We start from the raw sequence: 13,216 nt of genomic DNA on the forward strand, positions 1-13,216 counted from the left end.
GTGCTCCATTAGATGAATCCCCGCTCCGTCAGGAAGCCGTTGGAGCGGTTCGATATCCTTGCCTAGCCCCGGCCGGTGGCGGGGTCAATGCGCCATTTCGGTGCCGCAAGGAAAATCAGCGCGGCCAGCAGCGCCAGCAGCGCCACCACCGGCGCATCGCCGGTGCGGGCATAAAGGGTCTCGGGCAGCGCCGGCGGCAGGGGCGCGTCGATCACCCCTTCGACGCCCATGCCAAGCTCGTCCGTCACCCGGCCCTTCGCGTCGATCATCGCGCTGACCCCGGTGTTGGCGGCACGCGCCAGCGGCAGGCCGAACTCGATCGCCCGCAGCCGCGCCTGCGCGAGGTGCTGCCAGGGCCCCGAGAGCTCGCCGAACCACGCGTCATTCGTCACCTGCATCAGCCAGTCGGGGCGCGCCGGCACCCGGCGGATGTCCTGCGGGAAGACCGCCTCATAGCAGATCAGCGGCTCGGCCCGGCCGAGCCGGCCGAGGTCCAGAAGCCGCTCGCCCGGGCCCGAGGAATAGCCATTGCCCTCCTGCGCGGCGAAGGCGGCGATGCCGAACTCGGCCGCCAGATCGCCAAGCGGCATGTATTCGCCGAAGGGCACGAGATGCACCTTGTCATAGACCTGCCCGACGCTGCCGTCGGCGCCGATCACCGCCAGGCTGTTGTAATAGCGCCGCCCCTCCTCGCGCTGGATGCCAAGCGCGACGGGAATGCCGCCCGCGGCCTCGGCCACCATCTTCAGCCCGGCGCCCGGATCGTTCAGCAGGAAGGGCACCGCGGTCTCGGGCCAGATCACCAGATCGGGGCGCGGCTTGCCCGGCGCGGGCTCCTCGGCGGTGAGGTCGAGATGGCGATAGAAGAACTGCAGCCGGTATTCGGGCAGCCATTTCAGCGCCTGCGGCGCGTTCGGCTGCACGAGGCGCAGGTTGACCGGCGGATCGCGCGGCATCTCGGGCGCATTGAGCCGCGCGGTGCCACCGGCCCAAAGGCCCGCCAAAGCCACCGCCGCGACGCCCGCCCTCAGAATCCGCCCGCGCCAGCCGCGCGCCAGCCAGGGGGCCGCCGCCAGCGCCAGCGTCAGCAGGCTCAGCCCGATCGGACCGACGAAGGCCGCCGCCTGCGCTACCGGCGTGCCGATCCACAGATGCCCGAACAGCACCCAGGGAAAGCCGGTGAAGACATAGGAGCGCAGCGCGTCCGACGCGACCAGCCCCACTGCGATGCCGGCGACGCGCGCGCCCCTCCGGCCGCGGCCAAGCCGCGCGCCAAGCCCTGCACCAAGCGCCCAGAAGACGCCCATTCCCGCCGCCATGAAGACGAGCGCGAAGGGCGCCATCCAGCCATAGACCTCGGGCTCGACCATGAACGGCTCGACGATCCAGAACATCGCCGCGGCGGCATAGCCGAAGCCGCCGGCAAAGCCGGTCCAGCCCGCGCGACCGCGCGCCGCCAGTGCCAGAAGCCCGCTTGCCGCCGGCAGCGCGACAAACCACGCGCCGAGCGGCGCCTGCCCCGCCGCGACGCCCGCGCCCAGAAGCGCGGCCAGGGCCAGCGCCCGCCAGGACGGGCGGCACGGGGCACGCAGGAAGGCAGGGCAGCGCAGGCTCATCGCGTCCGGGTCACTCCGCCGGCGCCACGCCCGGCAGGCGCACGCGCAACCGCTTGATCCGGCGCGGATCGGCATCGACGATCTCGTATTCGACGCCATTCTCGCCCTTGATCACCTCGCCGCGCGCCGGCACCCGGCCGATCTGCATGAAGACGAGACCGCCCATCGAGTCGATCTCCTGCTCCTCTTCGGGGTCGGCGAGGGTCATGCCGATCTCGGCCTCGAAATCCTTCACCGGGGCGCGCGCCAGCACCACCCACTGGCCGGGTTTCTCGAGCTTCCAGAACCCGCCCTCGGCCTCGTCATGCTCGTCCTCGATCTCGCCGATCACCTGCTCGATCAGATCCTCGAGCGTGACCAGCCCGTCAACGCCGCCATATTCGTCGATCACCAGCGCCATGTGGATGCGCTGCACCTGCATCTTCTGCAACAGCACCCCGATCGGCATCGAGGGCGGCACGAACAGCAGCGGCCGCAGCAGCTTCTTCACCGAGAACCGCCCTGAGGAGGCGCCAAAGCCGTATTCGAGCGCGAGGTCCTTCAGGTGAACCAGCCCAAGCGGGGTGTCGAGCGTGTCCTTGAACACCGGCAGGCGGGAATAGCCCTGCTCGCGGAACACCGCCACCAGCTCGTCGCGGGTGATGCCGACCGGCACCGCGACGATCTCGACCTTGGGGATCGCGACATCGCCCACCCGCATCCGGCGCAGGTTGCCGATGCCCGGCAGGCCGGCGGCCGCCGCGGTTTCGGGCTCGGGCGTGGCCGGAGCCTCGCTGTCGTTGTCAGGGGTGGAGGCGCCAAGCGCCCCGAAGAGTCGTCCCAGTAAGCCGCGCGAGTGCGGCTCGGAACTGTCGCCCGCGTCGCTCTCCGACGCAGGGGCGTTGGCGGAGAGAGCTCCGTCAGCGGCGTGTTCCATCGTACCTTTCCAGATCACGCGGCGAAAATTGCCGCATCATGCCAAATATGGGTCATCAATGCCCATCTTTTCAAGAATGCGCACTTCCGTGGATTCCATCAAGGTGGCATCGCCCTCGCGCACGTGATCGTAACCGAGAAGATGCAAAACGCCATGCACGATCAGGTGCGTGACGTGATCGGCCATCGTCTTGCCGCCCTCGGCCGCCTCGCGCGCGCAGGTCTCGAAGGCGATGGCGATGTCGCCGAGGCTGTCGCGCTCGCCGGGCAGGAAGGGCTCGGGCGGATCGGGGCGCTCGCCCTCGTCTTCCGCCGCGAGATCCTCGGCGGGCCAGCTGAGCACATTGGTGGGGGTGGGCTTGGCGCGGAACTCGGCGTTCAGCACCGCGATGCGCGCGTCGTCACAGCCGAGCAGGCTGATCTCCCAGTCGTCGGGCGAGATCTCCTGATCGGCCAGAACGGCGCGCGCGGCGCGGTCTGCCAGCGCCGGGAGGTCAATCTCCTCCCAGCGGGGCTCTTCGATCAGAATGTCAACCAGCGGCTCCATCGTCGCGGTCATAGGCGTCAATGATCCGCGCCACAAGGGGGTGGCGCACCACATCCGAGGCGGTGAAGTAGTTGAACGAGATCCCGCGCACACCGTCGAGGATGCGCTCGGCGTCCTGCAGGCCCGAGGGCACGCCGCGCGGCAGGTCGATCTGGCTGCGGTCGCCGGTGATGACCATGCGCGAGCCCTGCCCGAGACGGGTGAGGAACATCTTCATCTGCATCGTCGTGGCGTTCTGCGCCTCGTCGAGCACGACGAAGGCGTTCGACAGCGTGCGGCCGCGCATGAAGGCCAAGGGCGCGATCTCGATGCGCTTCTCTTCCATCAGCTTCTGCATCTGCTTCGCCGGCAGGAAGTCGTTCAGCGCGTCATAGAGCGGCTGCATGTAGGGATCGACCTTCTCCTTCATGTCGCCCGGCAGGAAGCCGAGGCGCTCGCCCGCTTCGACGGCGGGACGGGAGAGGATGATCTTGTCGACATGGCCGCCGATCAGCATGGTGACGCCGACGGCAACGGCGAGATAGGTCTTGCCGGTGCCGGCCGGGCCGATGCCGAAGGCCAGTTCATTCTCGAACAGCGCCTTCACATAGGCCTTCTGCGCCTCGGTCCGCGGCTCGACCTGCTTCTTGCGCGTGCGGATCTCGTATTTGCCCGCCGCGAACATCTCGAGCTGTTCGTCCACCGTCATCCCCGCATTGCCGAGATCGGCCATCCGGATCGCCGCATCGACCTCGCCGGCGTCGACCGCCTTGCCCTGTTCGAGGCGCTGATAGAGATGGTGCAGGATGCCGGTCGCCTGCATCTGCGCCTCTGGGGTGCCGACGATGGCAAGCTGGTTGCCGCGCCGCAGGATATGCACCGAGAGCTTGTGCTCGATCTGCGCCAGGTTGCGGTCGAATTCGCCGCACAGCCCGATCAGAAGGCGGTTGTCCGGAAACTCCAGGAGTGCTTCGAAGCTGTCCTGAGAACGAGGCGGGGGTGAGATCGCGCTGAAGCCCAATAACGTCTCCCTTGGCTGGCTTGGTAAAGATATGGTGCCTCTCCCCCCCGAGTCACGCAAGCGCTGGTTTGTTTTTCAGCAGCGACGCGTGAAAATTTCACAGAACTGCAAAGAAATGAGCCGCGGGGCGGATCCCGCGGCCCATTTGCCCAAAATATAGGCGAATGCTTACTCGAAGTTCGACGGCCGGACCGGATCGCGGATCTCGCCGCCCGACTTGAACGGGCCGACCGCGGTCGAGGCTGGGCCGGCGCCCGAGCAGATCGGCTTGCCGTAATCGTCGACGCGGGCGGTCATGTAGCCCTCGGCGCCATCGTCGATGATCCAGTGGTCGCAGCCCTCCGGGTCGATCCAGACGCCGGCCTTGAGCTGGCTGAGGTGCTTGGCGCCGCCGATGTTGCGGTCCCAGCCCTTGTCCGAGGGCTCCGCATCGCAGGCGGCAAGCCCGGCAGCAGCACCGAGAAGCAGGAGGATTTTGATCGCTTTCATGTCCTGTCCCCTCACTTCACGCAGATCACTTCGACGCGGCGGTTCTGCGCCATGCCGGCGGCGGTGGCGTTGGTGGCCCGCGGCCAGCGCTCGCCATACCAGTTCACCGCAAGCACCGGCGCGCCCACCGACTGGGCAACGCCCGCCACGGCCTCGGCGCGGTTCTTCGACAGCCGCATGTTGTATTCATCCGAGGCGCGGCTGTCGGTGTGACCGGTGATGATGAAGCTGCGCGCCTGCGCGGTGCGGAAGAAGTTTTCCAGATAGTTGCGGCCGGAGGCGGTGATCTTCGCGCTGCCGGTGGCGAAAAGCGTATCGGTCTGCAGCACGCCGCAGACGTCGCGGTGGCACACCGGGCGGCCGTCGCGGGTCTTGCGCGCATCCATGTAACCCTCGAGCCCGTCATCCATCGCCCAGTGCTCGCAACCGTCGGGGTCGATCCAGATCGTCGGGACGTAGCGTTCCGCGCGGCCGGCGTTCGTCTGCTGAGCCGAAGCGGAACCGGAGATCATGGCCAGTGCCAGCGCCGCAGCCCCGAAAGACGCAATCGCCGGTTTCACGGCCTTGCAGAGAGTCATCATCGCCGCTTCCGCCTCCTCATCGCAAATGGAGCCCGTCCTGCGGGCCATTAACCAAATATGGCGCTTACAATAGCAAAACCCTGCGGCTTTGAAAGCAATTAAACCCATATATTGTAGGGTTTCCCGCAACAAATCCGCCATTGAGACAAACCGCGGGCAATCATGGAAACGATGTCCGCCGTCCGCCGGGCGGATCAGACCAGAACGCCCGCCAGCGAGTTCGGGCCGCTCGCGGTGATTCTCACTTTCGCGAGAGCCCCCTGCAGCGGCGTTTCCGAGGTCACATGCACCGCCTGCAGGTAATCGGACTTGCCCACCCATTGCCCGGGCAGCCGGCCCGGCTTCTCGAACAGCACCCCCACCTCGCGCCCGACCATCGCGGCCTGGCTTTCGTGCTGCAGCCGGGTGATGAGGGCCTGCAGCTCGTGCAGGCGCCGGTCGGCAACCTCGGGGTCGACGCCCGCGCGTTCGGCCGCGGGCGTGCCCGGGCGCGGCGAATACTTGAACGAGAAGGCCGCGCCAAAGCCCACCTCCTCGATCAGGGCGAGCGTGTCGCGGTGATCCTGCTCGGTCTCACCCGGGAAGCCCGCGATGAAATCCGAGCTGAGCAGGATGTCGGGCCGCGCCGCGCGGATGCGCTCGATCAGCCGCAGATACGCCTCGGCGGTGTGATGGCGGTTCATCAGCTTCAGGATCCGGTCCGCCCCCGACTGCACCGGCAGATGCAGATAGGGCATCAGCTTCGGCTCGGCGCCATGCGCCTCGATCAGATCGTCGGCCATGTCGTTCGGATGCGAGGTGGTATAGCGGATCCGCTCGAGCCCCTCGATCCGGGCCAGTTCGCGCACCAGCCGGCCAAGGCCCCAGACCCCGCCGTCGCCCTCGCCATGATAGCCGTTGACGTTCTGACCCAGCAGCGTGATTTCCTTCACCCCCTTCGCCACCAGCTTCCCGGCCTCGGCAAGGATGCGGGCGACAGGGCGCGAGACCTCCGCGCCGCGGGTATAGGGCACGACGCAGAAGGCGCAGAACTTGTCGCAGCCCTCCTGCACCGTCAGGAAGGCGGTGGGGCGACCGGTCGCCGGGCGTTCGGGCAGCTTCTCGAACTTGTCCTCGACCGGGAATTCGGTGTCGACCGGACGCTCGCCGCGGGCGGTGGCGGCGACCATCTCGGGCAGGCGGTGATAGTTCTGCGAGCCGACGACCAGATCGACGAGCGGCATCCGGCGCATGATTTCCTCGCCCTCGGCCTGCGCGACGCAGCCCGCGACACCGATCTTCAGCTCGGGCTTCGCCTCCTTGAACGGGCGCAGCCGGCCGAGGTCGGAATAGACCTTCTCGGCCGCCTTCTCGCGGATGTGGCAGGTGTTCAGCAACACCATGTCCGCCTCGGCCGGATCGTCGGTCAGCACATAGCCCTCGGTGCCCATGGCCTCGGCCATGCGCTCGCTGTCATAGACGTTCATCTGGCAGCCGTAGGTCTTGATGTGCAGCTTCTTCGGCGCGTCCGACATGGCGATCCCCCGCGTTTCAGCCCCGCCCGATAGCGCAGAATCCCCCCGCCCCGCAACCGCCCCGCATGGCTTTCCCCGCCATTCCCTGTCTTGCATTCCCCCGGCCCTTGCCCGATCCTCACGCAAAATCCGGGGACTGGCATGAATTACGCTTCGCTTGACGCATTCCTGGCCGAGGGGACGGCCGCCCTTGCCAAGGGGCCGGTGGCGCTGATCCTCGTCGAGGATCTGGTCGAGGCCGAAAGCACGATCCGCCACCACCTGAAGGCCGGGTTCCGCTCGGTTCTGGTCTTCGCGCCCGACCGTCTGGTGCTGCCCGAGGAGCTGGCCGCCAAGGTCCACCGCATCCCGCGTGACATGCACCGGCCCGGCGCGCTCACCGACACCGTGAACCCGGTGATCGCCGCCGCGCCGGCCGATACCTGGATGTATTACTGCTACAATGCGGAATACCTGTTCCACCCGTTTTGCGAGACCCGCAGCGTGCAGGAGCTGCTGGCCTTCCACACCGAGGAACGGCGCCGCTCGATGCTGACCTATGTCGTCGACCTCTACGCCCCGGACCTTGCGCAGAACCCGAATGCGGTGAACCTCGGCACGGCAATGCTCGACCGGGCCGGCTATTACGCGCTTGCGCGCAAGGATCCGGTCACCGGCCAGCCGCGCGAGCGCCAGCTCGACTTCTTCGGCGGGCTGCGCTGGCGGTTCGAGGAGCACGTCCCGGTGACGCGGCGCAAGATCGACCGGATCGCACTGTTCCGCACCCGGCCGGGGCTCGAGCTGCGCCGCGACAACACCTTCAACGACGAGGAATACAACACCTACTCCTGCCCCTGGCACCACAACATGACCGCGGCGATCGCCTCGTTCCGGGTGGCGAAGGCGCTGAAGTTCAACCCCGGCTCGACCTATGACATCGCCGATTTCCGCTGGTATAATTCTGTGCCCTTCGCCTGGCACAGCCAGCAGCTGATGGACCTCGGGCTGATGGAGCCCGGGCAGTGGTTCTGAACCTGCCGGCGCCTCGCTTCCTGCCCTGTGGCGATGCGGCGTTGACGGTCGAATTCGCGCCGGGGATCGACGCGGCGGCGAATGCCCTGGCCTTGGCACTGGCCGCCGATCTCGAGGCCGCGCCGCTCCCCGGTCTGTGCGACGTGCTGCCCACCTATCGCTCTCTGACGCTGAGTTATGACCCGTGCGTGACGGGCTTTGCGACGCTGCGCGCGGCCCTGCGGCCACGCATCGCCGCACTGCGCCCCGGCGCGGTCGAGGGCGCAGTGCGCAGCATCCCGGTCTTCTATGGCGGTCCCGCCTGCCTCGACCTTGCCCGCCTCACCGCCGAGAAAGGGATGACCGAGGACGCGCTGATCGCGCTCCACCTCGGCGCCGCCTATCGCGTGGCGATGATCGGCTTCGCGCCGGGCTTTGCCTATCTCTCGGGCCTGCCCGCAGCCCTTGCCACCCCGCGCCGGGCCGAGGTCCGCCAGCGCGTGACCGAGGGCGCGCTTGGCATCGGCGGCGGGCAGGCAAGCGTCAATTCCGTCGCCGCACCAAGCGCGTGGTCCTACATCGGGCAGACGCCGCTGCGGCTTTTCGATGCCGCCCGCGCCCGCCCCTGCCTGCTGGCCCCGGGCGACCGGCTGCGCCTGCGCCGGATCGGGGAGGCAGAGTTCGACACGCTCGCCGCCCGCGCCTGCCGCGGCGAGATCCTCTTCGACCCGGAGACGCCCGCATGACCGGCACGCTCGAGATCCTCGCCGCCGGGCCGATGCTGACCGTGCAGGATCGCGGCCGCACCGGGTTCCTGCGCTTCGGCGTCTCGGCCTCGGGGCCGATGGACGGCGAGGCCTTTGCCGCCGCCAATGCCCTTGTCGGCAATGCGCCCGGGGCGGCGGCACTCGAATTCGCGCTGACCGGCGGCCGGTTCCGGGCGAGCCGCGACGTGCTGGTGGCGGTGACCGGCGGCGCGATGCGGGCCGAGGCGGGCGGCCGCCCCCTCGCCCCCTGGAGCTCGGCCCGGCTGCGGGCGGGCGAGGAGCTGACCGTCGGCGCCCTGCGCGGCGCGGTCTGGGGCTATCTCGCCGTCTCTGGCGGGATCGAGACGCCCCCGGTGATGGGCTCCCGCGCCACCCATCTGCGCAGCGCGATCGGCGGGCATGAGGGCCGCGCCCTTCGCCCGGGCGATGTGTTGCCCCTGGGCCCCGAACCCGGTGCCCTGCCGCGCCGGCTGACCCGCCCGCTGCGCCCGCGCCACGGCCCGATCCGCGTGGTTCTCGGGCCGCAGGACGACGCCTTCGCGCCCGAGATCCTGGCCCGTTTCCTCGGCGCGTCCTATGCCGTCAGCGCGCAGCGCGACCGCATGGCGTTGCTGCTCGAGGGCCCGGCGCTGCCCGCAGCGCGTGGGCACGACATCACCTCGGACGGCACACTGATGGGCTCGGTTCAGGTACCGCTCTCGGGCCGGCCGATCGTGCTGATGGCCGACCGGCAGACGACCGGGGGCTTTCCGAAGATCGCCACGGTCATCACCCCCGACCTCGGCCGGCTGGCGCAGATCCCCACGGGCGCCATGCTGCGCTTTCATGCGCTGAGCGTCGAGGCGGCCGAGGCCGAGGCCCGCGCCGCCGCCCGCCAGAGCGCCGAGGCGCTGGCCGATCTCGCCCCCACGGGCGCCTGAATGTCCGGGTGCGACGTTTTCGCGCGCGGGATATGTGAAGTGAATATATTATATTATTATTCAATGCTTTACGGTGAAACCTTGAGAAAAAGGATGAACACTCCTCCTTGCCGGAACGGGCAATCTTCGCCCCGCGCCTTGCCGAACCCGCCTCCGCGCCCCTAGCTCTGCCCGAAGGAAACGCGACCGAAGACATGCCCCAGACCGACGAACCGACCGCCGCGAACCCCGGCCGCGCCGATGCCGCGCTGACCCGCCTTGCCGCCCCGGCCGCGCCCGCGCTTGGCCGCGCGGGTGCGCTTTCTGCACTGGCCGAACTCCTCTGGGCGGCACAGGCGGCACTGGTCGCGCTGGCGCTTGGCGGGCTCATCAGCGGCACCGAACGGCTGTCGCCGCTGGCTGCCGCGGCGGGGTTCCTAGCGCTCGCCGCCCTTCGGGCACTCCTTGAGGCCCGCGCCGGGGCGCTTGCACAGCGCGCGGCGACGGCGCTGGTCGAAAGCACCCGGCACCGGCTGATCGGCGCCGCCGCACGGCAGGACGCCCGCGCCCGCAGCCCCGCCCCAGCCGAGCTTGCGAGCCTTGCCGCCGAGAAGGTCGCGATGCTTGCCCCCTGGGCCGCGCGCTACAGCCCGGCGATGGCACGGGTGCGGATCGTGCCGCTTGTCCTTCTGGCCCTCACCCTGCCCTTCAGCTGGGCCGCGGCGCTGGTGCTGCTGGTGGCCGGCCCCCTGATCCCGGTCTTCATGGCGCTTGTCGGCATGGCCGCGCGCGACGCCTCCGAGCGGCAGATGGCCGAGATCGGCACGCTCAACACCCTGCTCGTCGACCGCATCGCCGCGGTGGCCGATCTGCGGCTTCTGGGCGCCGAGGCGCGGGCCGGCGCCGATCTTGCCGCCGCCTCGGACGATCTGCGCACCCGCACGATGCGGGTGCTGGCGGTGGCCTTCCTGTCCTCGACGGTGCTCGAGCTTTTCTCGGCGCTCGGCGTGGCGATGGTCGCGGTCTATGTCGGCTTCGCGCTGCTGGGCGAGCTGACCTTCGGCAGCTGGGGCGGGCTGTCGCCCGAGGCCGGGATCTTCCTGCTGATGATCGCGCCCGAATTCTTCCAGCCGCTGCGCGATCTGGCCGCCGCCTGGCACGACCGCGCCTCGGCCCTTGCCGTCGCGGGCGAGATCGAAGCGGCCGAGGCCGCCATCGCCGCTTCGGGCACGCTCCTGGGCCAGGGCGCACCGGCCGCGGCGCTGCCGCCCGCCCCCTTCCGCTGGCACGGGCTGGTGCTGTCGCCGGGCCCGGGCGCCGCCCTGCTCGGCCCGCCCGATGGCGCGGTGCAGCCGGGCGAAGCGCTGGCCATCGCCGGCCCTTCGGGCGTCGGCAAGACCACGCTGCTTGCCGCGCTGGCCGGGCTGATCCGCCCCGAGGCGGGTGAGATCCGCTGGGGCGAGACGGTGCTTTCCGACAGCACCGCCGACGCGATCCGCGCCGGCATCGGCTGGCTGCCGCAGGCTCCGCGTTTCATCGACGCGCCGCTCGGCGAGGCGCTGATGCTGGGCCGCACGGGCGACCTTGACGCGGCGCTGACCGCGGCGCAGGCACAGGGCATCGTTGCGGCACTGCCGGGCGGGCTGTCCACGCGGCTCGGCGATCTCGGCGGTGGCGTCTCGGGCGGCGAGGCGCGGCGGCTGATGATCGCGCGCGCCCATGCGGCGAAGGCGAGCCTGATCCTTGCCGACGAGCCGACGGCCGACCTTGACCCGGAAACGGCGCAGGCGGTGCTGACGGGGCTTCTGGCCCTTCGCGCAACCGGCGCGGCGCTGATCGTGGCAAGCCACGACCCCGCGGTTCTCGGCGCCATGGACCGGGTCTTGCCGATGACGCCGGAGGGCCGCGCATGAGACCGCTACTGCACATCGCCCGCCGGTTGCTCGCGGCCGAGCCCGTGGCCTTCCTGCGCGGCCTTGCGCTTGGCATCACCGTGCTTGCCATGGGCGCGGCGCTTCTGGGCCTCTCTGGCTGGTTCGTCACCGCCGCCGCCGCGGCGGGCATCGCAGGCATCGGCATCGGCTTCGACTTCTTCCGCCCCTCGGCCGGGGTGCGGTTCCTTGCCCTTGGCCGCTCGGGCGCACGCTATGGCGAGCGGATGCTGACCCATGAGGCGACGCTGCGCGCGCTCGCTGCGCTGCGGCTCGGCCTTTACGCCGGCATCACCCGCCTGCCCTTCGAGGCCCAGACCCGCCTGCGCGGCGCCGAGGCGCTGAACCGGCTGACCTCGGATGTCGACGCGCTCGACGGGTTGCTGTTGCGCCTCGTGTTGCCGGCGGTCTCGGCGGTCGCAGTGCAGGCCGGTGCCTTCGTCGCGCTGTGGCTCCTCGTCGCGCCGGCCGTCGCCTGGGGGGTGCTTCTGTCCTTCGGGCTGGGCGGCGGCGTGGCGCTTGTCTTCACCCTGCGCCATGCGCGCGCCCGGTCCGAGGCCACCGAGGCCGCGCTGCAATCGCTGCGCGCGCAGGCGCTCGACCTTGCCCAAAGCCGCGCCGATCTGGCCGTGGCCGGGGCCCTCGCCCGGCAGGAGGCGGGGCTTGCCGCCACGGTCCGCGGCGAGGCCCGGGCCCGCGACGGGCTCGAGACGACCGAACGTCAGGGCGCTGCGGCAATCGCGCTGACCACGGGGCTCGCCGCCACCGTGGCGCTGGCCATGGGAGGATCGCTCGCCGCCGCCGGCACGATCAGCCCGGCCCGCGCCGCGATCGGCGTCTTCACCGCGCTCGCGCTCGGCGAGACGCTGGCGCTGTTGCGCCGGGGACTGGCCGAGCTTGGCCGGATGCAGGCCGCGGGCGCCCGCGTCGCGGCCCTCAGCGACACGCCCGCCCGGCCGCTGCCCGCCGGCCCCGCGCCGCACCCCGATCCGGCGGCGCCGCTTCTGCAGGTCATCGCCCTGCGCCATCACCGCGCGGGTGCCGCGCGCGACACCTTCGGCCCGCTCGATCTGAGCCTGTCGCGCGGCGAGATGGTGCTGCTCACCGGTCCCTCGGGTGCCGGCAAGTCGACGCTGCTTGCCGCCCTCGCCGGGCTGATCGCGCCGACCGCGGGCGAGATCCGGCTGCTGGGCGCCCCCCTCGCCGCCTGGCCCGAGGCCGACCTGCGCGCGCATCTGACGCTGGTGCCGCAACGCTCGGCGCTGATCGCGGGCAGCGTCGCCGAGAACCTGGCGCTTGCCTTCCCGGCCGGCACCGCCCTGCCCGAGGCCGAGGCCTGGGCCGCACTCGAGGCCGTGGCACTCGCCGATGTGCTGCGCGCGCGCGACGGGCTGGCCACCCGCCTTGGCCCCGGCGGCAGCGGCCTGTCGGGCGGCCAGGCGCGACGGCTGGTGCTTGCCCGCGCGGTGCTGCGCCGCCCCGATGTGCTGCTTCTCGACGAGCCGACCGAGGGGCTCGACCCCGCCACCGCCGGCGCCATGCTCGCCGGGCTGCGCGCCGCCCTGCCCGAATCGGGATTGCTCGTCGTCAGTCACCGCAGCACCGATGCCACCGCGGCGACTCGCTCCGTCTCTTTGCCATTTCACGGTCACGCCTGAGGCATAATGTCTCTGCAGCCATGGATTCGCGGAAATCCGCCCGGCTGCGACCATCCGTCTCTTTGATCCGTATCAAGGAGAGGGAAAGGAATGCCCGCATATGATGCATCCACGGGAGATGTTTTTCCGTATGCATCTTTTGCGGGACAACCTCCCGCGACAGGCAAGGGAATGGAGACGACGATGGACCTTGATATTGTGGAGCTGTCGCGACTGCAGTTTGCGATGACGGCTCTGTATCACTTCCTCTTCGTGCCGCTGACGCTGGGATTGTCGATCCTGGTTGCGATCATGGAGACGGTCTATGTG

13 protein-coding genes and 1 riboswitch are annotated in these 13,216 nt (G+C 70.0%); of the genes, 6 read left to right on the forward strand and 7 right to left on the reverse strand.

Annotated features, from left to right (window positions below):
* Position 1: 1 nt before the first annotated feature.
* Positions 2-51, reverse strand: a riboswitch (SAM-SAH riboswitch).
* An 11-nt stretch (positions 52-62) separates the two neighbouring features.
* From lnt to miaB, 7 genes are all read right to left on the reverse strand, one after another.
* Positions 63-1,616, reverse strand: coding sequence for an apolipoprotein N-acyltransferase (gene lnt / locus EOW65_RS13940; RefSeq protein ID WP_128150428.1), 1,554 nt, complete (start codon positions 1,614-1,616; stop codon positions 63-65).
* A 10-nt stretch (positions 1,617-1,626) separates the two neighbouring features.
* Entirely contained in the window at positions 1,627-2,532 is a 906-nt protein-coding gene (locus EOW65_RS13945; protein WP_128150430.1) for a hemolysin family protein, read from the reverse strand.
* Between the two features lie 36 nt (positions 2,533-2,568).
* Positions 2,569-3,078 carry an rRNA maturation RNase YbeY gene (gene ybeY, locus EOW65_RS13950; protein ID WP_128150455.1) on the reverse strand — a complete coding sequence of 170 codons (510 nt, stop codon included), beginning with the start codon at positions 3,076-3,078 and terminating at the stop codon, positions 2,569-2,571.
* Positions 3,062-4,078, reverse strand: coding sequence for a PhoH family protein (locus EOW65_RS13955; protein ID WP_164880104.1), 1,017 nt, complete (start codon positions 4,076-4,078; stop codon positions 3,062-3,064). The genes ybeY and EOW65_RS13955 overlap by 17 nt, the downstream gene beginning before the upstream one ends.
* Before the next feature lie 168 nt (positions 4,079-4,246).
* On the reverse strand, positions 4,247-4,567 hold the full coding sequence (locus EOW65_RS13960) for a hypothetical protein (protein WP_128150432.1): 321 nt from the start codon (positions 4,565-4,567) through the stop codon (positions 4,247-4,249).
* 11 nt (positions 4,568-4,578) lie between these two features.
* The gene (locus EOW65_RS13965) at positions 4,579-5,145 is read right to left on the reverse strand and encodes an OmpA family protein (RefSeq protein WP_206364071.1); all 567 of its coding nucleotides are present in this window, start codon (positions 5,143-5,145) and stop codon (positions 4,579-4,581) included.
* 197 nt (positions 5,146-5,342) lie between these two features.
* On the reverse strand, positions 5,343-6,662 hold the full coding sequence (gene miaB / locus EOW65_RS13970; protein ID WP_128150434.1) for a tRNA (N6-isopentenyl adenosine(37)-C2)-methylthiotransferase MiaB: 1,320 nt from the start codon (positions 6,660-6,662) through the stop codon (positions 5,343-5,345).
* Between the two features lie 141 nt (positions 6,663-6,803).
* Between miaB and EOW65_RS13975 the strand changes: the two genes are divergently transcribed.
* The 6 genes from EOW65_RS13975 to EOW65_RS14000 form a co-directional block, all read left to right on the forward strand.
* Positions 6,804-7,673, forward strand: a complete 870-nt coding sequence (locus EOW65_RS13975) for a glycosyltransferase family 2 protein (RefSeq protein WP_128150436.1) — start codon at positions 6,804-6,806, stop codon at positions 7,671-7,673.
* On the forward strand, positions 7,664-8,398 hold the full coding sequence (locus EOW65_RS13980) for a 5-oxoprolinase subunit B family protein (protein WP_240664691.1): 735 nt from the start codon (positions 7,664-7,666) through the stop codon (positions 8,396-8,398). The genes EOW65_RS13975 and EOW65_RS13980 overlap by 10 nt, the downstream gene beginning before the upstream one ends.
* Positions 8,395-9,339, forward strand: coding sequence for a 5-oxoprolinase subunit C family protein (locus tag EOW65_RS13985; RefSeq protein WP_128150438.1), 945 nt, complete (start codon positions 8,395-8,397; stop codon positions 9,337-9,339). Before EOW65_RS13980 ends, EOW65_RS13985 begins: the two co-directional genes overlap by 4 nt.
* Before the next feature lie 194 nt (positions 9,340-9,533).
* Entirely contained in the window at positions 9,534-11,231 is a 1,698-nt protein-coding gene (locus EOW65_RS13990; RefSeq protein ID WP_128150440.1) for an ABC transporter ATP-binding protein/permease, read from the forward strand.
* A complete protein-coding gene (cydC, locus tag EOW65_RS13995) occupies positions 11,228-12,907 on the forward strand; it encodes a thiol reductant ABC exporter subunit CydC (RefSeq protein WP_128150442.1) in 1,680 nt (559 codons plus the stop codon). The genes EOW65_RS13990 and cydC overlap by 4 nt, the downstream gene beginning before the upstream one ends.
* Before the next feature lie 183 nt (positions 12,908-13,090).
* Positions 13,091-13,216, forward strand: a 126-nt coding sequence (locus tag EOW65_RS14000; RefSeq protein ID WP_164880105.1) for a cytochrome ubiquinol oxidase subunit I, incomplete at its 3' end; no start/stop codon positions are given.

The sequence above is a fragment of the Paenirhodobacter ferrireducens genome (assembly GCF_004022265.1).
Classification (GTDB): domain Bacteria; phylum Pseudomonadota; class Alphaproteobacteria; order Rhodobacterales; family Rhodobacteraceae; genus Rhodobacter; species Rhodobacter ferrireducens.

Coding starts and splice junctions, on each gene's coding strand:
- ybeY (WP_128150455.1), bottom strand. CDS start 3,078: ATGGAGCCGCTGGTTGACATTCTGATCGAAGAGCCCCGCTGGGAGGAG.
- EOW65_RS13975 (WP_128150436.1), top strand. CDS start 6,804: ATGAATTACGCTTCGCTTGACGCATTCCTGGCCGAGGGGACGGCCGCC.
- miaB (WP_128150434.1), bottom strand. CDS start 6,662: ATGTCGGACGCGCCGAAGAAGCTGCACATCAAGACCTACGGCTGCCAG.
- lnt (WP_128150428.1), bottom strand. CDS start 1,616: ATGAGCCTGCGCTGCCCTGCCTTCCTGCGTGCCCCGTGCCGCCCGTCC.
- EOW65_RS13965 (WP_206364071.1), bottom strand. CDS start 5,145: ATGACTCTCTGCAAGGCCGTGAAACCGGCGATTGCGTCTTTCGGGGCT.
- EOW65_RS13960 (WP_128150432.1), bottom strand. CDS start 4,567: ATGAAAGCGATCAAAATCCTCCTGCTTCTCGGTGCTGCTGCCGGGCTT.
- EOW65_RS13945 (WP_128150430.1), bottom strand. CDS start 2,532: ATGGAACACGCCGCTGACGGAGCTCTCTCCGCCAACGCCCCTGCGTCG.
- EOW65_RS13985 (WP_128150438.1), top strand. CDS start 8,395: ATGACCGGCACGCTCGAGATCCTCGCCGCCGGGCCGATGCTGACCGTG.
- EOW65_RS13990 (WP_128150440.1), top strand. CDS start 9,534: ATGCCCCAGACCGACGAACCGACCGCCGCGAACCCCGGCCGCGCCGAT.
- cydC (WP_128150442.1), top strand. CDS start 11,228: ATGAGACCGCTACTGCACATCGCCCGCCGGTTGCTCGCGGCCGAGCCC.